Genomic DNA, 20,159 nt, shown 5'->3' with positions numbered 1-20,159 from the left:
GCGTGAAATTTGTTTCCTGACGTGATTTTTGCCGCCCCGCCGGGCTTTTTTCTCCGATTTTGCGTGAGATAATGCTTCGGCAGGGGCCTTTTGCCATCGTTCGCCTTGACAAGCAAAAGCCGGGCCAGTTTCTATGGAAGGTCGGAAAAATTCATTTTCCGGCAGCTTCTGATGTGTAGGCTTCCGGGTGCAGAAGGGCGTTTGAAACCGAACCATGGCGTTGGCGGCGAAACTACAGCTACGACAATCCCAGTCGCTGGTGATGACGCCGCAGCTGATGCAGTCGATCAGGCTGTTGCAGCTCACCCATGTCGAGCTCGACCACTTCATCGACGACGAGATCGAGCGCAATCCGCTGCTGGAGCGCGCCGAGCCCCAGGAGGACGCCGCAAGCGACCAGGTGCAGAAGGGCGATGCCGCTCCTGAGCCTACCGCCGATGGCGACTGGTTCGAAAACGAGACGGCGTGGAGCGCCGAAGCGATCTCCGACAAGCTCGACAGCTCGCTGGAAAATCTGTTCCCCGACGATCCCGGCACCAGCGAGCGGCTCGGTCCGGACCTGACGGCGCAGTGGAAGTCGGCCACCGGCAATAGTTCGTCCGGTTCTTCCGAAGGCTTCGACGTCGGCGACATGGCCGCCGCGGCGATCACGCTGCGCCAGCATGTCGGCGAGCAGATCGCGCTTGCCTTTGCCGATCCGGCCGCAAGGCTGATCGCAGCCGAACTGGCCGACGGCCTGGACGAGGCCGGCTATCTGCGCGCTGATCCCGCCGAGATCGCCAAACGGCTCGGCGCCGATCAGGCGATGGTGGCCAATGTGCTGGCAGCCTGCCACACATTCGAGCCGGTCGGCCTGTTTGCGCGCGACCTTGCCGAATGCCTGTCGCTGCAGCTTGCCATGCTCGATCGTCTCGATCCGGCGATGAAGACGCTGATCGGCAACCTAGAACTCCTGGCGCGGCGCGATTTCCAGACGCTGAAGCGGCTTTGCGGGGTCGACGAGGAGGATCTCCTCGACATGCTGGCCGAAATCCGCGCGCTCGACCCACGCCCGGGCATGGCGTTTTCGGGCGGCGCCAGCGACGCCATCGTCGCCGATGTCGAAGTCCGCGCCGCCAATGACGGTAGCTGGACGGTCGAGCTCAATGCCGAGACGCTGCCGCGCGTGCTTGTCGATCACATCTATTTCGCCCAGGTCTCGCCGCATGCGAAGAATCAGGCGGAGAAGGATTTCCTGGCCGAATGCCTGCAGAATGCCAACTGGCTGACGCGCAGTCTCGACCAGCGGGCAAAGACGATCCTGAAAGTGGCGTCGGAAATCGTGCGCCAGCAGGACGCTTTTCTCGTCCATGGCGTGCGCCAGCTCAGGCCGCTCAACCTGCGCACGGTGGCCGATGCCATCGGCATGCATGAATCGACCGTCAGCCGGGTGACGGCCAACAAATACATGCTGACGCCGCGTGGCGTGTTCGAGCTGCGTTATTTCTTCACGGCTTCGATCGCGGCGTCGGGCGGCGGTGATGCGCATTCCTCGGAAGCGGTGCGCGACCGCATCAAGCAGCTGATCGACGAGGAAAAGCCCGCCGATGTGCTGTCCGATGACGCAATCGTCGATATGTTGAAGGAAAGCGGCGTCGATATTGCCCGGCGCACGGTGGCCAAGTACCGGGAGGGTATGAATATTCCCTCCTCGGTGCAGCGGCGGCGTGAAAAGCGCGCTCTGGCAAGCGCGGGGCGCTAGCTCTGCTTGCCCGGCAAGGCTTTTGCTATGGTTGGATTTCCACAACTTTCGACCTTAAAGCGCGTCGCGCTGAAACGGATTCATGCGACGCGCTTTAAGTCTTGTTTTGATGCATGTCGTTGTCCCAGAACCGCAGCGCACTTCTGGGCGACATGCATTAATTGACAAGCTGCAATGAAGTGTCTAGAAGCCCGCCCGCATGAGACGGGCTCGCGGCCCGCATGCGGATGGTCCGTCACGATGAAGGCCACGGGACGGCCAAGAAGGCGGATTGTGATCAACCGGAAAGTTCGGATCTAAAATCGGCGCGAGTTGACGCCGCAAAGCTTGTGCGCACGGATCACGAGTATAAACTCTGGCCAGTTTGAAGCCTGAGCAAGGAAGGTCAGTTTTCAGATGAAATTGCGGATATCGGGTAAACACATGGATATCGGCGATGCGTTGCGTTCGCGCATTACCGATCGCGTCGGCGAGGCGATTGGAAAATATTTCGATCGCGGTTTTTCAGGGCACGTCACGGTCATCAAATCGGGGTCGCGTTACTCGGCCGATTGCATGATCAGGCTGGATTCCGGCGCTTCGCTGCAGGCAACCGGCGATTCCCAGGATCCGACACTTGCCTTCGAGGCGGCCGCGGACCGCCTCGAAACCAGGCTGCGGCGCTACAAACGCCGTCTGAAATCGCACAATTCAGGCAATGGAAATGGCGAAATCACCGACATCGCCTATACGGTAATGGCGCCGTTGACTGATGACGATGAGGACATTCCGGAGGACTACGCCCCGGCCATCGTCGCCGAATCAACCATGACGCTGCAGACCATGTCGGTCGCGTCGGCGGTCATCGAACTCGACACCAAGGACAGCCCGGTTTTCGTCTTCCGCAACGCCGGAAACGACCACCTCAACATCGTCTATCGGCGGCCGGACGGAAATATCGGCTGGATCGACCCGTCGACGACCAAAGTCGCACAGGCGTGACGACAACGACAATGGTCGCACAGGTGACGACAATGGTCGCACAGAGATGATAGCCAGCCGCGCGAGGGGCGAGGACTGGTGACGGCAGGCGAATAAGGGATTTCAAATATGGATCTGAGCGATCTTCTCAACGTTCCGGCGATCTTGCCGGCGTTGAAGGCGAACTCCAAAAAGCAGCTTCTGCAGTTGCTGTCCGAGAGAGCGGCGGCGATTTCCGGCATTCCGGAGCGCGAAGTGTTCGACACCATCTTGCAGCGCGAACGGCTGGGCTCCACCGGCGTCGGCAACGGCATCGCCATTCCGCACGGCAAGCTCGCCGGGGTGAAGCGCATCGCCGGCGTCTTTGCCCGGCTGGAGACGCCGGTCGATTTCGAGGCCTTGGATGACCAGCCGGTCGATCTGGTGTTTTTGCTGCTGGCCCCGGAAGGCGCCGGCGCCGATCACCTCAAGGCACTGTCGCGCATCGCCAGGGTTTTGCGCGACGCCGACACGGTGGCCAAGATCAGGGGTACGCGCGACGCGGTCGCCATCCACGCGCTGCTTTCGGACACGCAGGCCTCGCACGCCGCCTGAAGTTCTTCGGATTTAAGTCTTCCAGGGGCCGCCGAAGGCGGCCCTCTCCATTTCAACCGCCAGCAGTCGCCTTAGTGAATGGCGACAGTGGTCAGGTCGTTTTCCATGGCGCCGGCCAAAGCCCGGTCTTTCGCATCCGAAAGCAGGATCGGCTGGCCGTTGGCGGCAAACAGGGCCCACAGGACCATGCCGGGCGCGATTTCGCCCAGATTGGGGAAGCGGCCGAGCAATTCGTCGCTCGAGACCTTGCGCAGATAAGCGACCGAGCCTTCGCCGAGATGGGCGAATTCGCCGCTGGTCATGATGATGGTTTCGTCAGTTCTGGTCATTTCAAGCCTCCTTGGCGCGAGGACGCCGCTCAAGGCCATCCCCGCATGAGAGCCATCGGTAAAGATCAGTCTTTCACCGATATATTTATTTTCCGTACCAGCCGTTCGGTATCCGGCCGATCGAGATCGATCGACAAAAGGCCGTTCTTCAGTTCCGCTGCGATCACCCGCATGCCGTCGGCCAGCACGAAACAGCGCTGGAACTGGCGCGCGGCGATGCCGCGGTGGAGGAATTCGCGCTCGGTGTCGTCGGTTTGACGGCCGCGCACGACCAACTGGTTTTCCTCCGTGGTGACATCGAGATCGCTTTCGGCGAAACCCGCGACAGCCAGCGTAATGCGCAGCCTTTCGGCCTTGCCGTCAGCACCGCTGAGGCGCTCGATGTTGTAGGGAGGATAACTGTCACCGGATTTCGCCAGTCGTTCCAGGGTCTTTTCCATGGCATCGAAACCAAGGAGAAGCGGGCTGGAGAAGGGCGTCATTCGGCTCATGTTACACTGTCCTCTTTGGAGCGACATAAACTGGAAAAACCCGGATGGCATTTTTCCCGATGGTCTTGATATGGTCCGCGCCGCGGCCAAGTTCAAGCCGCCGAACACCCCCGCCAAAAAGACTCCCCCGCATAAGGAAATGAAATGCCCCAGACCCGCAAGATCATCATCGACACGGATCCCGGCCAGGACGATGCCGTCGCCATATTGCTGGCGCTCGGCAGCGCCGAGCTGGAGATCGTCGGCATCTCTGCTGTTGCCGGCAACGTGCCGCTGAAATTGACCGAAAAGAACGCCAGGAAAATCTGCGAACTGGCCGGCCGGCCCGACATCAAGGTCTATGCAGGCGCCATCCGCCCGTTGGCGCGCGAGCTGGTCACCGCCGAGGAAGTGCATGGCAAGACCGGCCTCAACGGCCCGCAACTGCCCGATCCGAAGATGAAGCTGCAGGGCCAGTATGCGGTCGACTTCATCGTCGAGACGCTGATGAAGGAAGAGGCCGGCACGATCACGCTGTGCGCGCTCGGCCCTCTCACCAATGTCGCGCTGGCGCTGATCCGTGAGCCGAAGATCGCGCCGCGCATCAAGGAAATCGTACTGATGGGCGGCGGTTTCTTCGAAGGCGGCAATGTCACGCCGACCGCAGAATTCAACATCTATGTCGATCCGCAAGCCGCCGACCTGGTGTTCAAATCCGGCATTCCCATCGTCATGATGCCGCTCGACGTTACACACAAGGCGCTGACCACGGCCAAGCGCACGCAGGCCATCCGCCAGCTCGGCACCCGGGTCGGCACCGCGACGGCCGAGATGCTGGAGTTCTTCGAGCGCTTCGACGAGGAGAAATACGGCACCGATGGCGGCCCGCTGCACGACCCCTGCGTCATCGCCTATCTGTTGAAGCCGGAGCTGTTCAAGGGCCGCAACTGCAACGTCACCGTCGAAACCACCTCCGAACTCACCATGGGCATGACCGTGATCGACTGGTGGGGCGTGACCAAGCGGCCGAAGAACGCCATGGTGATGCGCGACATCGACCATGACGCGTTCTTTGCGCTGCTGGTGGAGAGGTTGGCTCGGCTTTAGCTCTGTCTTTCCTTTCTCGCCATTGTGGGTTCCGAAGGGACGGGGCGAGACAAGTGGCTCGCCCCCGGGCGGTGTCGCCGAAGGCGACGGATGTGGGGTGTTCCAGGGAACGCCCACGTCTCACTCCGCTGGAACACCCCTCATCCGTCTCGGCGCTATCGCGCCGATCCACCTTCTCCCACAGGGGAGAAGGCGCCGCCGCCGTTCACTTTGCAAATCGATAGAAGACCATTCCATTCTCGCGCGTGACGCGCTCCAATCTTGCCGGCGCGCCGATCAGATGCGGGAGGTCGTCTTCGACAAGAATGGACGAACCGGTTTCGAGTGCAACCAGATAAAGCGTGCGGCCGTTGTCTGAATGGGTACTTTTGACCGTTGCGTCGATTGGCTCGACCGACCGGATGGGGCTCGCATCATTCGTCCATTTGTAGAGAGCCGAAGGAACCATCACCGCAAACAGGACGACGATCAGGATCACGCCGGGCGCGTCCCTTTTTATGCCAGCGTAAGTCCATGACATCGACGTGAATCCCCCCACGCCGATTCATGTGGTGGCGTGAAGACTGACTTTCAATCAGCCTTCACGTACCGGCTCCGTTGGGAACGACCGTTGGCGGTCGTCACTTCGCCTTGGAAAACGCCAGCCACAGGCCGCCGCCGACCAGAAAGCTGCCGCTGATCCTGGACATCAGCTTGATGCGGCTGGCCGAGAGCAGGCGGCCGACGCGGCTGGCGGCGAGCGCATAGGTGGAATCCGAGGCGGCGGCAAAGATCATCGCGGTGAGGCCCATGACGACGATCTGTAGCGTGTAATTGCCCTGCGGGGCGATAAATTGCGGGAAGAAGGCGCCGAAGAACACCAGCGTCTTGGGGTTGCTCAGCGCCACGAGCAGGCCCTGCAGGAAGAAGCCGCCGCGCGGCTTTCTCGCCGTGCCGTCGGCATTCAGCGTGCCCTTGGCGCGGAACATCTGCACACCCATCCAGATCAGATAGGCGGCGCCGATCAGGCGCACCCACTCGAACCAGTGGCCCATGCCCGATATCAGCGTGTTGAGGCCGATGCCGACGATGGCGATCATGATGGCAAGCCCGGCCTGCGTGCCGGCGACATTGGCAAGGCCGGCGCGGTAGCCATGGCGGATGCTGTTGGCGATGATCAGCGTGACAGTCGGACCGGGCACCAGGATGATGACGATGCAGGCAAGGACATAGGCAGCGTAGAGTTCCAGCGACATGGGGATTTCCTCGAGGATGCGCTTAGGCGGCTGGCTGCAATCAATGCATGGCGGCGGGGCTGGTGCAAGCCGGTCGCATACCGTGCCGCCCCTCGCGTCAGGACGCCCCAGCCTGCCAAGGCAAGGTCGCCTCATAGGCCGCTCCGGCCCTTAGCACGGCGAGGTCGCCGCGCGGCCGGCCGATCAGCTGCATGCCCAAGGGGCGGCCTTTGTCGTCGAAGCCGACCGGCACGTTGAGCGCCGGACAGCCGCCGAGCGTGGCGAAGGCCGAAACCTGCATCCAGCGATGGTAGCTGTCCATGGTCCGTCCGGCGACCTCACTTGGCCAATGCGTGCCGACTTCGAAAGGAAACACCTGCGCCGTCGGCAGCGCGATGAGATCGAAGTGCTCGAACAGCGACAGCAGCGTCCGGTGCCAGGAGGTGCGGATGACCGAGGCCGCGCGGATCTGCGGCGCCGTCAGCCGCATGGCGTTCTCCACCTCCCAGACGGCTTCCGGCTTCAGCAGCGCGCGCTTGTGCGGGTCGTCATAATGGACTTTCAGCGCCGAGCCGCTGCTCGCCTGCCGCAGCGTCACGAAGGCTTGCCACAGTGCCTCGAAATCGAAATCCGGCAGCAAGGGCTCGGTCAGGAAGGATGCCTCCGCGAAGCGGCCGAGTGCGGCCTCGCACAGATCGAGGATGCCAGGCTCTACCGGCAGGTGACCGCCGAGATCACCGAGCCAGCCGATGCGGCCGCCGCTTGCCGGCGTTGCCAGCCCTTCGAGGAATGAGCCGGGTTTCTCCCAAGACAGCGGCGCGTGCGGGTGGTAGCCCGCCTGCACATCGAGTAGCAGCGCCATGTCGCTGATGCTGCGGCCCATCGGCCCGTCTATGCCCATCTGAGCATGAAAGACTTCCAGGTCCGGCCCTCCGGGGACAAGGCCCTGCGACGGGCGGAAGCCATAGACATTGTTCCACGCCGCCGGATTGCGCAGCGAGCCGCCGAAATCGCTGCCGTCGGCGACCGGAACCATGTCGAGTGCAAGGGCGACCGCAGCGCCGCCGCTCGACCCGCCTGCGGTGAGCGCCGGATCGAAGGCGTTCAGCGTCGGGCCGAACACGTTGTTATAGGTGTTGGATCCCAGCCCGAATTCGGGAACATTGGTCTTGCCGATGATGATGGCGCCGGCCTTGCGGATGCGCTCGACGAAGAAATCATCCTCCTGCGGCACGAAATCGGCGAAGATCGGCGAGCCGAAACTGGTCGTCAAGCCGCGCGTCATGGCGAGGTCTTTTATCGCCATCGGCAGGCCAAACAGCGAGCCGGCCGGCCCGCCTTGCGCTAGATGCGCGTCCGCCGCGTCGGCCTCGCGCAGGATGTCGGAGCGCTCGCGCAACGAGACGATGGCATTGACCAGCGGGTTTACCGCGTCGATGCGGTCGAGGAATGCGGCTAACAACTCGCGCACGGACAGGCGGCGCAGCCGGATCGCCTCGGCCAGGTCGACAGCGGACATCCGGCAGATGTCGCCGGCGGGGGGCATGGCGTGCTTCGTTGCGGGGCGCAGGGCTGTCATCCGGCGTTGTTGCGCAGGGCGGTGTCGACATCCGCCGCCAGCGGGATGGCCGGCTGGGCGCCGGGCTTCAGGCAGGCGAGCGAGCCGGCGGCTGCGGCGCGGGTGAGAGCCTGCTCCAGCGGCAGGTTGGACGCCAGCCCGGCGGCGAGATAACCGCAAAAAGTATCGCCGGCCCCGACGGTGTCGACCGGCGTGATCTTCAGCGCCGGCACGGTCAGGAAATCCTCCGGGGTCGCCGCCAGCACGCCGTCGCCGCCGAGCGTGACGACGATGGTGTGGCCGGTCTTGCCGGCGAAGTCACGCATGCGTGCCGGGCGGTCGCGGCCTTTCAGCGACAGCGCCTCGCCGTAAAGGTCGAATTCGGTTTCGTTGGCGACGGCGTAGTCGGCCTTGCCGAGCAACGCTGCCGCCTCGCTACGGAACGGCGCGGTGTTGAGCACGGTGACGGCGCCGGCGGCGCGTGCGGCGTCAAGCGCTGCATCGACGGTCTGCAGCGGGATCTCGTGCTGCAGCAGGACGACGTCGCCCTTCGCAAGGAAAGCCTTGGCGAGATCGCCGGGCAGCACCGAATCATTGGCGCCCGGCACGACGGCGATGACATTCTCGCCATCGGCGCCGACGAGGATCAGCGCCGTGCCGGTGGAGGCGAAGCTCTGGCCGACGCCGGAGAGATCGACCTTGCCGGCAACGAGCAAAGCGAGGGCTTCGGTTGCGAAATTGTCCTTGCCGACGGCGCCGACCATGCGCACCTTGGCGCCGGCGCGCGCCGCAGCCAGCGCCTGGTTGGCGCCCTTGCCGCCGGGCGCGGTGGCGAAGCCGGAGCCGCGGACCGTCTCGCCCGGCGAAGGCAGGCGGTCGACATTGGCGATAAGGTCGAGGTTGATCGAGCCGACAACGATGATCAAGAAAGCCTCCTGCGGAATGCGCGGGAAGCTAACCTGTAAGCCGGCGGCTTGCCAGAGCGTGCGGATGTTTTGCGCCGGGAGCTCGCAAAAAGAACAACACCGGCGAAGGGATTTCGCCGGTGTTGTTTGATGCGGGCAGCTTCAGGACGCGGTCTGGCCCGCTTCCCAACCGAGGATGGCGCGTTTGCGGGTCAGGCCCCAGTGGTAGCCGGTGAGTGCGCCGGACTTGCCCAGCGCCCGATGGCAAGGGACGACGAAGGACAATGGGTTGGCGCCGACCGCCGCCCCCACCGCCCGGCTGGCGTTTGGCGCGCCGATCCTGGAGGCGATCGAGGAATAAGTGCAGGCCTTGCCCATCGGGATCCTGAGCAGCGCGTCCCAGACGCGCAGCTGGAAGTCGGAGCCGATCATCACCACGCGCAGCGGCTGGTCGGCGCGCCACAATGTCGGATCGAAGATGCGCGCCGCATAGGGCTGGGTGGCGCTCATGTCCTCGACATAGGTGGCGTTCGGCCAGCGGCCCGACATGTCGGCGAAAGCCGCCCGCTCGCCGCCCGGATCGTTGAAGGCGAGCCCCGCAAGGCCACGGTCGGTGACCATGATCAGGGCGATGCCGAAGGGCGAGATGTGGTAGCCGTAGCGGATGGTCAGGCCAGCGCCGCGCGTCTTGTAGTCGCCCGGCGACATCGCTTCATGGGTGACGAACAAATCGTGCAGCCGGCCGGGGCCGGACATGCCGAGTTCGAACGATGTTTCGAGGAGCGGCATGCCGGAATCGAGCAGTTTGCGGGCATGGTCGAGGGTGACCGCCTGCAGGAAGGCTTTTGGCGATAGGCCGGCCCAGCGGGTGAACAGCTTTTGCAGGCCCGTGGGTGTCTCGCCGACATCAGCGGCCAAGGCTTCCAGCGAGGGCTGGTCGCGATAGTCGAGGCTGATCTTCTCGATGGCGCGGCGCACGACCTCGTAGTCGCTGCCCTTGGGGGTGATGTCGTGCTGCAGGATCGCTGTCGGTTTCATCTGCGTATTCGTGGTCATCTGGGCGTTCATGGCAATATCTCCTTGACCGCGAATATCGGTCTTTCCGCCCCTTGCAACCACCCGAAACTTGCCTTGTTGCCGCCTGTTCCCAGATAAATACTGGATTGCGCCCCGGGAGATGCCAATGGCCGGCGAAAGGGTGAATCTGAGCGGAGCAAGGGAGACCTTGCTGATGACGCTTTATGGCAAGGCACTGGAAAGCCGGCTGCCGCATTCGCTGCTCGGGGATCGCTTCGCCGACGAGGCCGTGCGCAAGATCGACTATGATTTCTCGCGCCTCAAGGTCGACACCAATCTCGGCATCGGCCTGGCGATCCGGGCCAAGACGTATGATGTCCGCGTTCAGGACTTCATCGCCAGAAATCCCGGCGCCATCGTGCTGCATCTCGGCTGCGGGCTCGATACGCGCATTTTCCGTGTCGATCCACCCGAAGGCGTGGAGTGGTTCGATGTCGATTTTCCGGATGTCATCGCGCTCCGGCGCAAGCTTTACCCGTCCCGGGACCACTACCACCTCGTCGGCTCTTCGGTAACCGACCCAGACTGGCTGGCAGAAGTGCCGCGCAATCGTCCGGCCGTCGTGGTGATGGAGGGGTTGACGCCTTATCTCCCGGTAGAGGAGGGGCCACGGCTGCTGTCACGCCTTGTCGCGCATCTTGCCGGCGGCGAGCTGATGTTCGACGCCTACAGCCACTTCGGCCTGAAGATGCTGCGCCTCAATCCGACCATCAGGGCGACGGGCGCCGAGGTTCACTGGGCGATCGACGACCCGCAGGTACTGGAGCGTGCCGTTCCGAAGCTGCGCTTTGTCGACGATATCTCGGCCTACAGCGCCGAACGCACCGCGCACATGGGCTGGTCCGCGAAACTGTTCATCGGACTGTGGAGACACATTCCCGCATTGCGCAAGGTCGGCAGGATTTTACGCTACCGGTTCTAATGCGGCGGCTCTAGCGCGTCCTGGCTTTTGTCAGTGCCCGCGAAAAGGCCACAGCAAAACTCTCGCGGGAGTCTGGGTCCAGGAATGATCCGATCGGCACATTCTGTCCTTGTGCTTCCACCGTCATCCTGGTGATGCCGATCTCGGCATGGCGAGCGACGGAAAAGCGCGCCCAGAACGGGTTGAAGCGATGCGCTTCCGACTTTCCCGAGGGCGCCGTCTTGCGGATGTCGAGGCTGGTGCGCGACACCGACACTTCCTCGCGGGCACGGGCGGCGCGATAGTTGGCGCGGAAGGCGACGTAGACGGCGATGACGTCGAGGCCGAAGAAGCCGAACACCGGCCAGGCGCCGCGCGACAGGAAAAACGCCCCGGTCACCACCCAGCCGAACAGCAGCGCGCCCATTAGCACGGCAAAGCCGGTGCGGCCTAGCGAGCGGTGCGGTGTCAGCAGCGCCTGGAAGAATGGCTCGTCGGCCTGAAACGAGGCGTTTGTGTCGCTCATCCCAGGATATTATAGGAAGGGAATGGCCAGCCCCAAGTCCAAAAATCTTTCCCTATCCAAAAGTGAACTGCCGCCCGGGCGGCGCGACGGCTCGAATGCCAAGCCGCGACCGGCGCCGGCGCGGGTCCGTTCGCTCTACAGCGCGGCCGAGGTGCATGAGATCTTCCGGCGGTTTTCGGTGCAACGGCCCGAGCCGAAAGGCGAGCTCGAGCATGTCAACGCCTTCACGCTGCTGGTGGCCGTGGTGCTGTCGGCGCAGGCGACCGATGCCGGCGTCAACAAGGCGACGCGGGCGTTGTTCAAGGTCGCCGACACACCTGAAAAGATGCTGGCGCTGGGCGGAGCCAGGGTCGGCGAGTACATCCGCACGATCGGGCTCTGGCGCAACAAGGCCAAGAATGTCGTGGCGCTCTCGGAGGCGCTGATACGCGATTACGGCGGCGAGGTGCCCAGCGAGCGCGATGAGTTGGTCAAGCTGCCGGGGGTCGGGCGCAAGACCGCCAATGTCGTGCTCAACATGGCGTTCGGCCAGCACACGATGGCGGTCGACACCCATATTTTCCGCATCGGCAACCGCCTCGGCCTGGCGCCAGGCAAGACGCCCGAACAGGTCGAGCAAGGGCTGCTGCGGATCATCCCGGACGAGTATATGCGCCATGCGCATCACTGGCTGATCCTGCATGGCCGCTATGTCTGCAAGGCGCGCAAGCCCGATTGCCCGGCCTGCGTCATCGCCGATCTCTGCAAGGCCGAGGTGAAGACGACAGACGTGCCGGCGCCGCTCGTGGAAATCGCGGCGCCCGGCGTCCCGACAACTAGCTTTCCTCCACGAACACCTCTTCGCGCTTCTTCTTGACCGACGGCAGGAAGACGACGACGAGCACGGCCAGTGCGACGAGCAGCAGGCCGGCGCTGATCGGCCGCGTCACGAAGGTCGAGGGGTCGCCGCGCGACAGGATCATGGCGCGGCGCAGGTTTTCCTCGAGCAGCGGGCCGAGCACGAAGCCGAGCAGCAGGGGTGCGGGTTCGCAGCGCAGCTTGGTCAGGATGTAGCCGAGCAGGCCGAAGAATGCGACCGCGTAGAGATCGAAGGCGTTGGTGTTGACGCTGTAAACGCCGATCGAGCAGAACGCCATGATGATCGGGAAGAGCACATAATAGGGGATCGTCAGCAGCTTCACCCATAGCCCGATCAGCGGCAGGTTCAGCACGATCAGCATCAGATTGCCGATCCACATCGAGGCGATGATGCCCCAGAACAGCGCCGGCTGCTCGATCGCGACATTGGGGCCGGGCACGATGCCCTGGATGATCATGGCGCCGATCATCAGCGCCATGACCGGATTGGCCGGAATGCCCAGCGTCAGCATCGGAATGAAGGAGGTCTGGGCGCCGGCATTGTTGGCCGATTCCGGTCCGGCGACGCCGGCGATGGCGCCCTTGCCGAACTCCTCCGGGTGTTTCGACACGCGCTTTTCGACCGTGTAGGAGGCAAAGGCCGCAAGCACCGCGCCGCCGCCGGGCAGGATGCCGAGCGCCGAACCGATGATCGTGCCGCGCACGATGGGCGCGGCCATCGCCTTGAAGTCGTCGCGGGTCGGCATCAGGCCGGAGACCTTTTTGATCATCACCGAGCGCTCGTGCTCGTTTTCGAGATTGCGCAGGATCTCGGCAACGCCGAAGACGCCGACCGCCACCGCGACGAAGTTCAGCCCGTCGGCATATTCGCGGATGCCGAGCGTGAAGCGCGGCGTGCCGGTGTAGATGTCGGTGCCGACAATGCCGAGCAGCAGGCCGAGCACGACCATCGCCAGCGCCTTGACGATCGAGCCGTGGGCGAGCGCGATGGACGAGACGAGGCCGACGATCATCAGCGAAAAATATTCGGCCGCGCCGAATTGCAGGGCTATTGCCGTCAGCGGCGGGGCAAAGACGGCGACGAGAAAGGTCGACACCGTGCCGGCGAAGAACGAGCCGATCGCGGCGATCGCCAGAGCCGCCCCGGCGCGACCGTTCCTGGCCATCTGGTAGCCGTCGATGGCGGTCACGGCCGAGGAGGATTCGCCGGGCATGTTGATGAGAATGGCGGTGGTCGAACCGCCATACTGGGCGCCGTAGTAGATGCCGGCCAGCATGATGAGGGACGAGACCGGGTCGCCGATCTGGAAGGTGATCGGCAGCAGCATGGCGATGGTTGCGGTGGCGCCGATGCCGGGCAGGACGCCGATCAGCGTGCCGAGCAGAACGCCGATGAGGCAAAAACCCAGATTGGCCGGCGTGGTGGCCGTCGAAAAGCCGAGTTCGAGGTTCCTGAGGAGGTCCATCTCAGCGCCTCACAATGCCAGCCATTGGGGCAACCAGGGGCCGAAGCGCTGGAATGGCAGCCCGAGCGCGTAGCTGAAGACCAGCACCGAAAACAGCGTCAGGCCGGCCGACAGCAGAAGTGCCGTCAGCGGCTTCATGCGGGCGCTGGCAAAAGAGGCGATCAACGCCGTCAGGAAGATCGACGGGACGAAGCCGAGGCCGCGCACGGTCATGCCGAAAAAGATCGGCGCCGGCAGGATCAACAGCATGCCGCGCCACGCAATGGGGCCGATCGGCTCGCCCTCGACGCGCACCGCCTGGACGAGGATGATGGCGCCGAGCACGATCAGCACGATCGCCAGCACCAGCGGGAAATAGCCCGGTCCCATGCGAAAGGCGGTGCCGATTTCGAGGCCGAGCGATTGTATCGCGAAAAAGGCGCCGAAAAAGATGAACAGCGCGGCGCACAGGCCGTTTGTCCTGTCGATGGCGAAAGGTTTCATGGCGGTCCTCCCCTGACCCTTGCAACGGGCTTGCCGTTGCAAATGTGAAAACGGACGTCGAAGCGAAAACGGGGCGCCGGCAGCGCCCCGTTCAAGCCTCAGTCGGCGTATTGGCCGGCGGCTTCGATGATCGGCTTCCAGCGCGTGATCTCGCCTTCCAGCTTGGCCTTCAGCGCTGCCGGCGTCGCGTCGGCCTCGGACGACGGCTTGGTGCCGAGTTCGGCGAAGCGGGCGATGACGTTGGGGTCCTTCAGTGCGACCTGGAGCGATTTCGACAGTCGGCCGGTGATCTCGGCCGGCGTGCCCTTCGGCGCATAGAGGCCGTGCCAGATGCCGACCTGCACCGCGGGCAGGCCGGCTTCGATGGTCGTCGGCACGTCCTTCAGCACGTCGAGGCGTTCCGGCGTGGTGACGGCATAGGCCTTGATCGTGCCGCCCTGGATCTGCTTGGTGGTGTTGGTGGTCTGGTCGCACATAATGTCGACCTGGCCGCCGAGAAGGTCGGTCATGGCCGGACCGGTGCCCTTGTAGGGCACGGTGACCAGCGGCGTGCCGATGGCGCTCATGAATAGCATGCCGCACAGATGCGAGGCAGCGCCGATGCCGGCATTGGCGACGGTGATGGTGTCCTTGTTGGTCTTGGCGTATTCGACCAGCCCTTTCAGGTCGGCCGGCTCCAGATCCTTGCGGGCGACGATCGCCATCGGCACCTCGGTGACGAGGCCGACATACTCGAAGGCGTTCAGCGTGTCATAGGCGAGTTTTCTGTAGAGGGTCGCGCTGGTCGCCATGCCGATGTGATGGAGGAGCAGCGTGTAGCCATCCGGGTCGGCGTTGGCGACGCGGCCGGCGCCCAGCGTGCCGCCGGCGCCGCCGACATTTTCGACGATGATCTGCTGGCCGAGATCCTTCGACATGGCTTCGGCGACGAGCCGCGTGACCGTGTCGGTCGGACCGCCGGCCGCAAACGGCACGACGACGGTGATGGTGCGCTCGGGATAGGTCTGTGCGCTGGCGGTGAACGAATAAAGCGTGACGGCCGCGGCGGCGGCTAGGGCGGCTACAATTTTCCTCATCGTAATTCTCCTCCCAGGATATCAATCTCCGATCGCTGTGCAGGTCAGGCAGCGAGGGTGCAACAAAGGCAAGCTAACAGATTGTCGCCTGACGCAAACTGCAAAATACAGTCGTGCGCAACCATGGCGATCAGTGGGGAGTATGCCCGGAGGAGATGGGTTTGGTGTTGGCGTTGCTTCAATAACCGTAGCCGCGCGCCATCGCCGCCGCGAAGATCGGGATCAGCAGGAAGATGAAGGCTTCGGCGCGCACATAGGTCTTCACCGAGGCGAGTTCCGCAACCGGCACCTGAAAGCCGGGATTTGCACTGGCTTGCCGGTTCCAGGAGATGAAGCGGATGGTCGGGATGATCGACAGCAGGCCAACGATGCCGAATGCCGCCATCTTGGCCCAGAACACCCAGTTGTAGACGTAGAATTCCCAGCCCTTCAGGCCGTAGATGACGCGGCAGATGCCGATGATGATGATCAGCATGGCGATGATGCCATAATGGCGGTCGATGCCGGCAAGCCGCTTGAGCGTGGCGGCGGAGAGGTCGCCGCGGATCAGGACAAATTCGGCGCCGATGATGCCGGCCAGCGAGAACACCAGCAGATGATGGAAAATGGCAAGCACGAGATCGGTGGTGTCCATGGCGTTCTCCTCCCATTGGCGGTATCGAGACCGGCCCTTGCCGGACCGGTTGCGAAAGGTAGCATCGTTCGGCAGAATTCCCAGAGGCGGACCTGGGTTGGACCATCGGCGTCGCCATCCTGACAGCTGGGGTTTTCTGAAATGACCGGACTGAAGCGCGCCCTGAACCCGATGCCGGACGACATCCGCATCGCCCTGACCGAAAAAGGACTGACAGCGGCCTACGAGGCGCGGCCGGACTACCAGAAGAACGATTATCTCGGCTGGGTCGCCCGCGCCAAACGCAGCGACACCAGGCAGAAGCGGCTCGACCAGATGCTGGACGAATTGCGGCGCGGTGGGCTCTACATGAAGATGGTCTGGCACGGCTGAAAGTAAGCCGACGCTGTTCGCTTCGACCGCCTGGTCGCGCCAGGCCGTTCGGAAGCTTCCCTGGCTGAATGATGATCCGGCTTGGCCCTTGTCCGGGCGCGCTGGTTTGCTAAGCGCTGACCGTCAACGGAGGCAGAGTTTCATGAGCAGTCCAAAAACAGCCGGCGTCCCGGTTCTCGAAACGGAACGGACCATCATGCGGGCGCACCGGATCGAAGATTTCGACGACTATGCTGTCATGTGGGCCGACCCCGTCACCACCCGTTTCATCGGCGGCAAGCCGCGGACGCGGGAGGAAAGCTGGATGCGGTTCCTGCGGCATGCCGGCCTGTGGTCGCTGCTCGGCTACGGCTTCTGGGCGGTCGAGGACAAGGCCAGCGGTCGCTTCATCGGCGAGGCCGGATTCCACGATCTGAAGCGCGACATCGAGCCGTCGCTCGAGGGCATTCCGGAAGCCGGCTGGGCGCTGGCGCCGCAAGCACATGGCAAGGGTCTTGCCAGCGAAGTCGTCAGAAGGGCCCTGGCCTGGGGCGACGAAACCTTTGCCGGCGCGAGAACCGTCTGCATCATCGATCCGGAAAACACCGGCTCGTTGAACGTTGCGGCAAAGTGCGGCTACACCAAGGTCCTGGAAACGACCTATCACGACGGGCTGACGATCCTGCTCGAACGGCGGGTGTGAAGCGCTTCATCGACGCAATTTCCACGTTCTGCCAGGGTTGGCTATTCTAATCTAGCTACGCAATTCCTGTGGGAAAACCGCTCACACTTTTCCTGGAATTGCCCTTTGGGGGAGCCGACCATGCGTGCGATCAATGCGATATTTCTGAAGCTTTTCTGGGCGGGGCTGCTGCTCCTGGCGGCCGTGCAACTGGCGGGCGCCGATGCGACGGTGCCGACCGCCGACATCGAGGGCGGTGCCGACAATCATCTGGCCAAGCGCTACGAGGGGTCGTTCATCGTCTCCTACGAAAAATTCGCCTATACCGATTTTACAGTGCCGCTGTCGCCGCTGAAGCCGAGCGCCGATCCGGATGCCCGTGACACGATGAACAACCGTGTGTTCGCGCCGGACAAGAAGGCTGAGGTCGAAGGCGCGCTGACCCGCATCGCCTATGTGCTGCCGGCCGAGCGCTCCCCGCTCGAAGTGCTGCGCAACTACCAGGATGTGATCGCGGCCGCCGGCGGCGAAGTCCTGTTCGAATGCAAGAAGGAAGAGTGCGGCGGCGCCGCCGACCGGTCGTCGAGCGGTGGCGGCGGCGACATGAGCCTGATGATGTATTTCTTCCATGAAAGCGACGTCAAGGACGCGGCCTTTTCCAATGGCGCCTGTGCGGTAACCACCGGTATCAACGACCAGCGCTTCTTCGCTGCCAAGGTGCCGCAGGATGGCGGCGACGCCTATGTCACGGTTCAGGCCTATTCGCTGATCGACGACCTCTACTGCAAGGAACTCAACGGCCGCACCATCGCCGTCGTTCAGGTGCTGGAGCCCAAGGCGCGCGACAAGAAGATGGTGGTGGTCGAAGCGGCCAAGATGGCGGATTCGCTGTCGGCCACCGGCTCCATCTCGCTCTACGGCATCTTCTTCGACACCGACAAGGCCGACATCAAGCCGGAATCGGAACCGACGCTGAAGGAGATCTCGACGCTTCTGACCAACGAGCCGGGCATGGCGGTGATCGTCGTCGGTCATACCGACAACCAGGGCGCCTTCGACTACAATATCGATCTGTCGTCGCGGCGGGCGCAGTCGGTAAAGACGGCGCTGGTCTCGAAATACGGCATCGATGGCGGCCGGCTGACCGCCGCCGGCGCCGGCATGATGGCGCCCGTCGCCAGCAATGACGACGAAACCGGCCGCGCCAAGAACCGCCGCGTGGTGCTGGTCAAGGCGAACTGAGGCCGATCACGGTTTCAGCGCCGGCTAGGCGCGCTGCCTGCTCCAGCATCGAGGCATCCTCGCCGAAGGCGCGGGTGGCGCGAGCGGCGGCCTCCAGCAGGTCCGGTGTCATGCGGCGCAGGAACGCCGTATCGACGCGTGTCGACGGGCCGGCGAGCGTCAAGGCGCCGAGCAGAACGCGGCCCGGTCCGAACACCGGCACCGAGACGCCCGCCGTCTCAGGGTCGCGTTCGCCGATCGACAGATAGTGGCAGGCCTTGCGGATGGTCTCGTATGGTTCGCCCGGCTGGCCTGAAAACGCTGCCAGCACGCGGCCGCCCGAGCCGGTGAGCAACGGCAGCAGGTCGCCTTCCCGAATGGTGTAGCGGATAGGATGCTTGGATTCGACGCGGTAGAGACAGGTGCGGGCGTCGCCCGAGCGGACATAGAACGCCACGCTTTCCCAACTGCGTTCGGCAAGATCACGCATGATCGGCAGCAGGATGTCGACCGCCACGACCGAGCGCTGGTAAAGCGCGCCAAGCCGAAAGGTGGCGGGTCCGATGCGGTAGCGGCCATCGTCGAGCCGCTCCAGCAACTGCCCGCGCAGCAATGAGTTCGCCAGCCTCAAAATGGTGCTTTTGTAGAGCCCGGTGCGCGCCGCGATCTCGGCCAGGCTGAGCGAGCGGTCGGCGGTCGCGAACGCGTCGAGAATGGCAATCGCGCGGTCGAGCGCGGCAACACCATCGGCCGGCAACGGCTGGGATCGCGCTTCGGTCATCTCACGAACAGTTTCATTCCAGTTTACCTGCTCGGACAAAGGCCGGCCGAAGCGATTGTGCCGCACATCCATGGTTCTGTCTAGTAGAACAGCGTTCCTGTTGACAGAACGCACCGAAATCGGCATGAATTTTTGCCGAGCGGGTCTGTTTTCAGGCTACGTTTCTGGCAGGCACCGGAGGAGGTGTCGTGATTTGGAGGAATCCCATGCTGAACAGACGCAGATTTTTGATGAGCACCGCGGCCGCAGGCGCTGCCGGATTCGTTGCAACGCATTTGACGCCCGCCCTCGCTCAGGATGCACCGCAGATCCAGATCTTCGTGCCGGCCGCGCCCGGCGGTGGCTGGGACCAGACGGGGCGCACCATCGACCAGGTGCTGCGCAGTGAAAAACTGATCTCCGGCTCGCAGATCACCAATGTCGGCGGCGCCGGCGGCACGGTCGGCCTGCCGCAGTTCATCAGCCAATGGAAGGGCAAGGGCAATTCGCTGATGGTGGCCGGCATGGTCATGGTCGGCGCCATCATCGCCAACAAATCAGCCAACAACCTCTCCGAAGTCACGCCCATCGCTCGCCTCACCGGCGAGTTCGAGGCGCTGGTGGTGCCGGCGGATTCGCCGTTCAAGACGGCCGGCGATTTCGTTGCGGCGCTCAAAGCGGATCCGACCAAGGTTCCGGTGGCCGGCGGCTCGGCCGGCGGCTCCGACCACATCCTGTTCGGGCTGATCGCCAAGACGGTCGGCGTTCCGGCAACCAACCTCTCCTATGTGCCTTTCGCCGGCGGTGGCGAGGCGCTGTCGGCGCTGCTCGGCAACCAGGTTGCGGCCGGCATTTCCGGCTTCGGCGAGTTCTCCGAGCAGGTCAAGGCGGGCGCGCTTCGGCTGTTGGCGATCTCCGCCGACAAGCGCCAGGACGGCATCGACGCACCGACGATGAAGGAAGCCGGCATTGACGTCGAACTGTTCAACTGGCGCGGCGTCTTCGCACCGCCAGGCGTCTCCGATGCCGACAAGGCGGCGATGGTCACGATGATCGAGACCATGGCCAAGAGCGATGCCTGGGCAACCGAGTGCAAGAACCGTAACTGGACGCCCATCCTGCTCACCGGCGACGATTATGCGAAATTCCTCGTCGACGACACCGCCCGCATCACCGCGATCCTCAAGGATCTCGGCCTCGCCTGATGTCTTCAGGGGCGGCCACGGCCGCCCCTCCGACATTCGCC

The 20,159-nt window shown here is 63.7% G+C and carries 23 protein-coding genes; 10 read left to right on the top strand and 13 right to left on the bottom strand.

The features are described 5' to 3' along the window. The first annotated feature begins 214 nt into the window (after positions 1-214). The 3 genes from rpoN (at position 215) to ptsN (ending at position 3,295) form a co-directional block, all read left to right on the top strand. Positions 215-1,741, top strand: a complete 1,527-nt coding sequence (gene rpoN / locus AC3CCE_RS07165) for an RNA polymerase factor sigma-54 (protein ID WP_352624847.1) — start codon at positions 215-217, stop codon at positions 1,739-1,741. Between the two features lie 396 nt (positions 1,742-2,137). Further along, a complete protein-coding gene (hpf, locus tag AC3CCE_RS07160; protein ID WP_352624845.1) occupies positions 2,138-2,722 on the top strand; it encodes a ribosome hibernation-promoting factor, HPF/YfiA family in 585 nt (194 codons plus the stop codon). A gap of 108 nt (positions 2,723-2,830) precedes the next feature. Next, positions 2,831-3,295 (top strand): PTS IIA-like nitrogen regulatory protein PtsN, encoded by a 465-nt coding sequence (gene ptsN, locus AC3CCE_RS07155; RefSeq protein ID WP_023669743.1) that lies wholly within the window; start codon positions 2,831-2,833, stop codon positions 3,293-3,295. A 71-nt stretch (positions 3,296-3,366) separates the two neighbouring features. Here ptsN and AC3CCE_RS07150 read toward each other — a convergent pair whose 3' ends face one another. Then, the gene (locus AC3CCE_RS07150) at positions 3,367-3,624 is read right to left on the bottom strand and encodes a BQ00720 family protein (protein ID WP_023686566.1); all 258 of its coding nucleotides are present in this window, start codon (positions 3,622-3,624) and stop codon (positions 3,367-3,369) included. Between the two features lie 65 nt (positions 3,625-3,689). Continuing rightward, positions 3,690-4,115: an Hsp20 family protein gene (locus AC3CCE_RS07145; protein WP_023669741.1), complete on the bottom strand. Its 426-nt coding sequence runs from the start codon at positions 4,113-4,115 to the stop codon at positions 3,690-3,692. A 144-nt stretch (positions 4,116-4,259) separates the two neighbouring features. Between AC3CCE_RS07145 and AC3CCE_RS07140 the strand changes: the two genes are divergently transcribed. Beyond that, on the top strand, positions 4,260-5,201 hold the full coding sequence (locus AC3CCE_RS07140; protein ID WP_023698210.1) for a nucleoside hydrolase: 942 nt from the start codon (positions 4,260-4,262) through the stop codon (positions 5,199-5,201). 205 nt (positions 5,202-5,406) lie between these two features. Here the strand turns inward: AC3CCE_RS07140 and AC3CCE_RS07135 are convergent, their stop codons facing one another. The 5 genes from AC3CCE_RS07135 to AC3CCE_RS07115 form a co-directional block, all read right to left on the bottom strand. Further along, complete coding sequence (locus AC3CCE_RS07135; RefSeq protein WP_352624842.1) at positions 5,407-5,679, bottom strand: hypothetical protein; 273 nt, start codon at positions 5,677-5,679, stop codon at positions 5,407-5,409. Between the two features lie 142 nt (positions 5,680-5,821). Then, the gene (locus AC3CCE_RS07130; protein WP_352624840.1) at positions 5,822-6,436 is read right to left on the bottom strand and encodes a LysE family translocator; all 615 of its coding nucleotides are present in this window, start codon (positions 6,434-6,436) and stop codon (positions 5,822-5,824) included. Positions 6,437-6,533: 97 nt separating this feature from the next. Beyond that, positions 6,534-7,994, bottom strand: a complete 1,461-nt coding sequence (locus tag AC3CCE_RS07125) for an amidase (protein ID WP_352624838.1) — start codon at positions 7,992-7,994, stop codon at positions 6,534-6,536. Beyond that, positions 7,991-8,899: a ribokinase gene (locus tag AC3CCE_RS07120; RefSeq protein ID WP_023710821.1), complete on the bottom strand. Its 909-nt coding sequence runs from the start codon at positions 8,897-8,899 to the stop codon at positions 7,991-7,993. The genes AC3CCE_RS07125 and AC3CCE_RS07120 overlap by 4 nt, the downstream gene beginning before the upstream one ends. A 141-nt stretch (positions 8,900-9,040) precedes the next feature. Then, complete coding sequence (locus AC3CCE_RS07115; RefSeq protein WP_352624836.1) at positions 9,041-9,946, bottom strand: methylated-DNA--[protein]-cysteine S-methyltransferase; 906 nt, start codon at positions 9,944-9,946, stop codon at positions 9,041-9,043. 115 nt (positions 9,947-10,061) lie between these two features. On the opposite strand from AC3CCE_RS07115, the gene AC3CCE_RS07110 reads away from it, so the two are divergent. Next, entirely contained in the window at positions 10,062-10,877 is an 816-nt protein-coding gene (locus AC3CCE_RS07110; RefSeq protein WP_023683077.1) for a class I SAM-dependent methyltransferase, read from the top strand. Between the two features lie 10 nt (positions 10,878-10,887). On the opposite strand, the gene AC3CCE_RS07105 is transcribed toward AC3CCE_RS07110, so the two are convergent. After that, on the bottom strand, positions 10,888-11,382 hold the full coding sequence (locus AC3CCE_RS07105) for a DUF2244 domain-containing protein (protein WP_023700093.1): 495 nt from the start codon (positions 11,380-11,382) through the stop codon (positions 10,888-10,890). A 22-nt stretch (positions 11,383-11,404) separates the two neighbouring features. On the opposite strand from AC3CCE_RS07105, the gene nth reads away from it, so the two are divergent. Further along, the gene (gene nth / locus AC3CCE_RS07100) at positions 11,405-12,238 is read left to right on the top strand and encodes an endonuclease III (protein ID WP_023691952.1); all 834 of its coding nucleotides are present in this window, start codon (positions 11,405-11,407) and stop codon (positions 12,236-12,238) included. Here the strand turns inward: nth and AC3CCE_RS07095 are convergent. The 4 genes from AC3CCE_RS07095 to AC3CCE_RS07080 all read right to left on the bottom strand — a co-directional run bounded on the left by AC3CCE_RS07095 (position 12,198) and on the right by AC3CCE_RS07080 (position 15,899). Further along, on the bottom strand, positions 12,198-13,706 hold the full coding sequence (locus tag AC3CCE_RS07095; RefSeq protein WP_023683079.1) for a tripartite tricarboxylate transporter permease: 1,509 nt from the start codon (positions 13,704-13,706) through the stop codon (positions 12,198-12,200). The two genes, nth and AC3CCE_RS07095, sit on opposite strands and share 41 nt — an antisense overlap. 9 nt (positions 13,707-13,715) lie before the next feature. Further along, on the bottom strand, positions 13,716-14,189 hold the full coding sequence (locus AC3CCE_RS07090) for a tripartite tricarboxylate transporter TctB family protein (protein WP_023740843.1): 474 nt from the start codon (positions 14,187-14,189) through the stop codon (positions 13,716-13,718). Between the two features lie 98 nt (positions 14,190-14,287). Next, the gene (locus AC3CCE_RS07085; protein WP_023814702.1) at positions 14,288-15,265 is read right to left on the bottom strand and encodes a tripartite tricarboxylate transporter substrate-binding protein; all 978 of its coding nucleotides are present in this window, start codon (positions 15,263-15,265) and stop codon (positions 14,288-14,290) included. A 178-nt stretch (positions 15,266-15,443) separates the two neighbouring features. After that, positions 15,444-15,899, bottom strand: a complete 456-nt coding sequence (locus AC3CCE_RS07080; protein ID WP_352624832.1) for a DUF2214 family protein — start codon at positions 15,897-15,899, stop codon at positions 15,444-15,446. Between the two features lie 141 nt (positions 15,900-16,040). On the opposite strand from AC3CCE_RS07080, the gene AC3CCE_RS07075 reads away from it, so the two are divergent. From AC3CCE_RS07075 to AC3CCE_RS07065, 3 genes are all read left to right on the top strand, one after another. Then, positions 16,041-16,271 carry a YdeI/OmpD-associated family protein gene (locus AC3CCE_RS07075; protein ID WP_023683083.1) on the top strand — a complete coding sequence of 77 codons (231 nt, stop codon included), beginning with the start codon at positions 16,041-16,043 and terminating at the stop codon, positions 16,269-16,271. Positions 16,272-16,413: 142 nt separating this feature from the next. Beyond that, on the top strand, positions 16,414-16,953 hold the full coding sequence (locus AC3CCE_RS07070) for a GNAT family N-acetyltransferase (protein WP_352624830.1): 540 nt from the start codon (positions 16,414-16,416) through the stop codon (positions 16,951-16,953). Between the two features lie 120 nt (positions 16,954-17,073). Further along, on the top strand, positions 17,074-18,174 hold the full coding sequence (locus AC3CCE_RS07065) for an OmpA family protein (RefSeq protein WP_352624828.1): 1,101 nt from the start codon (positions 17,074-17,076) through the stop codon (positions 18,172-18,174). Here the strand turns inward: AC3CCE_RS07065 and AC3CCE_RS07060 are convergent. Next, a complete protein-coding gene (locus AC3CCE_RS07060) occupies positions 18,161-18,934 on the bottom strand; it encodes an IclR family transcriptional regulator (protein ID WP_352510298.1) in 774 nt (257 codons plus the stop codon). The two genes, AC3CCE_RS07065 and AC3CCE_RS07060, sit on opposite strands and share 14 nt — an antisense overlap. 206 nt (positions 18,935-19,140) lie before the next feature. Here AC3CCE_RS07060 and AC3CCE_RS07055 point away from each other — a divergent pair, with 206 nt between their 5' ends. Beyond that, positions 19,141-20,118 (top strand): Bug family tripartite tricarboxylate transporter substrate binding protein, encoded by a 978-nt coding sequence (locus AC3CCE_RS07055; protein WP_352510300.1) that lies wholly within the window; start codon positions 19,141-19,143, stop codon positions 20,116-20,118. Positions 20,119-20,159 lie beyond the last annotated feature (41 nt).

Source organism: Mesorhizobium sp. P160187, assembly GCF_057766425.1.
The sequence above is the reverse complement of the archived record's forward strand: the minus strand, read 5'-3'. Positions and strand labels throughout refer to the sequence as shown.

Excerpts from the sequence above, each read along its gene's own strand:
- rpoN (WP_352624847.1), top strand. The coding sequence starts at position 215 with ATGGCGTTGGCGGCGAAACTACAGCTACGACAATCCCAGTCGCTGGTG.
- hpf (WP_352624845.1), top strand. The coding sequence starts at position 2,138 with ATGAAATTGCGGATATCGGGTAAACACATGGATATCGGCGATGCGTTG.
- ptsN (WP_023669743.1), top strand. The coding sequence starts at position 2,831 with ATGGATCTGAGCGATCTTCTCAACGTTCCGGCGATCTTGCCGGCGTTG.
- AC3CCE_RS07150 (WP_023686566.1), bottom strand. The coding sequence starts at position 3,624 with ATGACCAGAACTGACGAAACCATCATCATGACCAGCGGCGAATTCGCC.
- AC3CCE_RS07145 (WP_023669741.1), bottom strand. The coding sequence starts at position 4,115 with ATGAGCCGAATGACGCCCTTCTCCAGCCCGCTTCTCCTTGGTTTCGAT.
- AC3CCE_RS07140 (WP_023698210.1), top strand. The coding sequence starts at position 4,260 with ATGCCCCAGACCCGCAAGATCATCATCGACACGGATCCCGGCCAGGAC.
- AC3CCE_RS07130 (WP_352624840.1), bottom strand. The coding sequence starts at position 6,436 with ATGTCGCTGGAACTCTACGCTGCCTATGTCCTTGCCTGCATCGTCATC.
- AC3CCE_RS07125 (WP_352624838.1), bottom strand. The coding sequence starts at position 7,994 with ATGACAGCCCTGCGCCCCGCAACGAAGCACGCCATGCCCCCCGCCGGC.
- AC3CCE_RS07115 (WP_352624836.1), bottom strand. The coding sequence starts at position 9,946 with ATGAACGCCCAGATGACCACGAATACGCAGATGAAACCGACAGCGATC.
- AC3CCE_RS07110 (WP_023683077.1), top strand. The coding sequence starts at position 10,062 with ATGGCCGGCGAAAGGGTGAATCTGAGCGGAGCAAGGGAGACCTTGCTG.
- AC3CCE_RS07105 (WP_023700093.1), bottom strand. The coding sequence starts at position 11,382 with ATGAGCGACACAAACGCCTCGTTTCAGGCCGACGAGCCATTCTTCCAG.
- nth (WP_023691952.1), top strand. The coding sequence starts at position 11,405 with ATGGCCAGCCCCAAGTCCAAAAATCTTTCCCTATCCAAAAGTGAACTG.
- AC3CCE_RS07095 (WP_023683079.1), bottom strand. The coding sequence starts at position 13,706 with ATGGACCTCCTCAGGAACCTCGAACTCGGCTTTTCGACGGCCACCACG.
- AC3CCE_RS07090 (WP_023740843.1), bottom strand. The coding sequence starts at position 14,189 with ATGAAACCTTTCGCCATCGACAGGACAAACGGCCTGTGCGCCGCGCTG.
- AC3CCE_RS07085 (WP_023814702.1), bottom strand. The coding sequence starts at position 15,265 with ATGAGGAAAATTGTAGCCGCCCTAGCCGCCGCCGCGGCCGTCACGCTT.
- AC3CCE_RS07080 (WP_352624832.1), bottom strand. The coding sequence starts at position 15,899 with ATGGACACCACCGATCTCGTGCTTGCCATTTTCCATCATCTGCTGGTG.
- AC3CCE_RS07075 (WP_023683083.1), top strand. The coding sequence starts at position 16,041 with ATGACCGGACTGAAGCGCGCCCTGAACCCGATGCCGGACGACATCCGC.
- AC3CCE_RS07070 (WP_352624830.1), top strand. The coding sequence starts at position 16,414 with ATGAGCAGTCCAAAAACAGCCGGCGTCCCGGTTCTCGAAACGGAACGG.
- AC3CCE_RS07065 (WP_352624828.1), top strand. The coding sequence starts at position 17,074 with ATGCGTGCGATCAATGCGATATTTCTGAAGCTTTTCTGGGCGGGGCTG.
- AC3CCE_RS07060 (WP_352510298.1), bottom strand. The coding sequence starts at position 18,934 with ATGACCGAAGCGCGATCCCAGCCGTTGCCGGCCGATGGTGTTGCCGCG.
- AC3CCE_RS07055 (WP_352510300.1), top strand. The coding sequence starts at position 19,141 with ATGCTGAACAGACGCAGATTTTTGATGAGCACCGCGGCCGCAGGCGCT.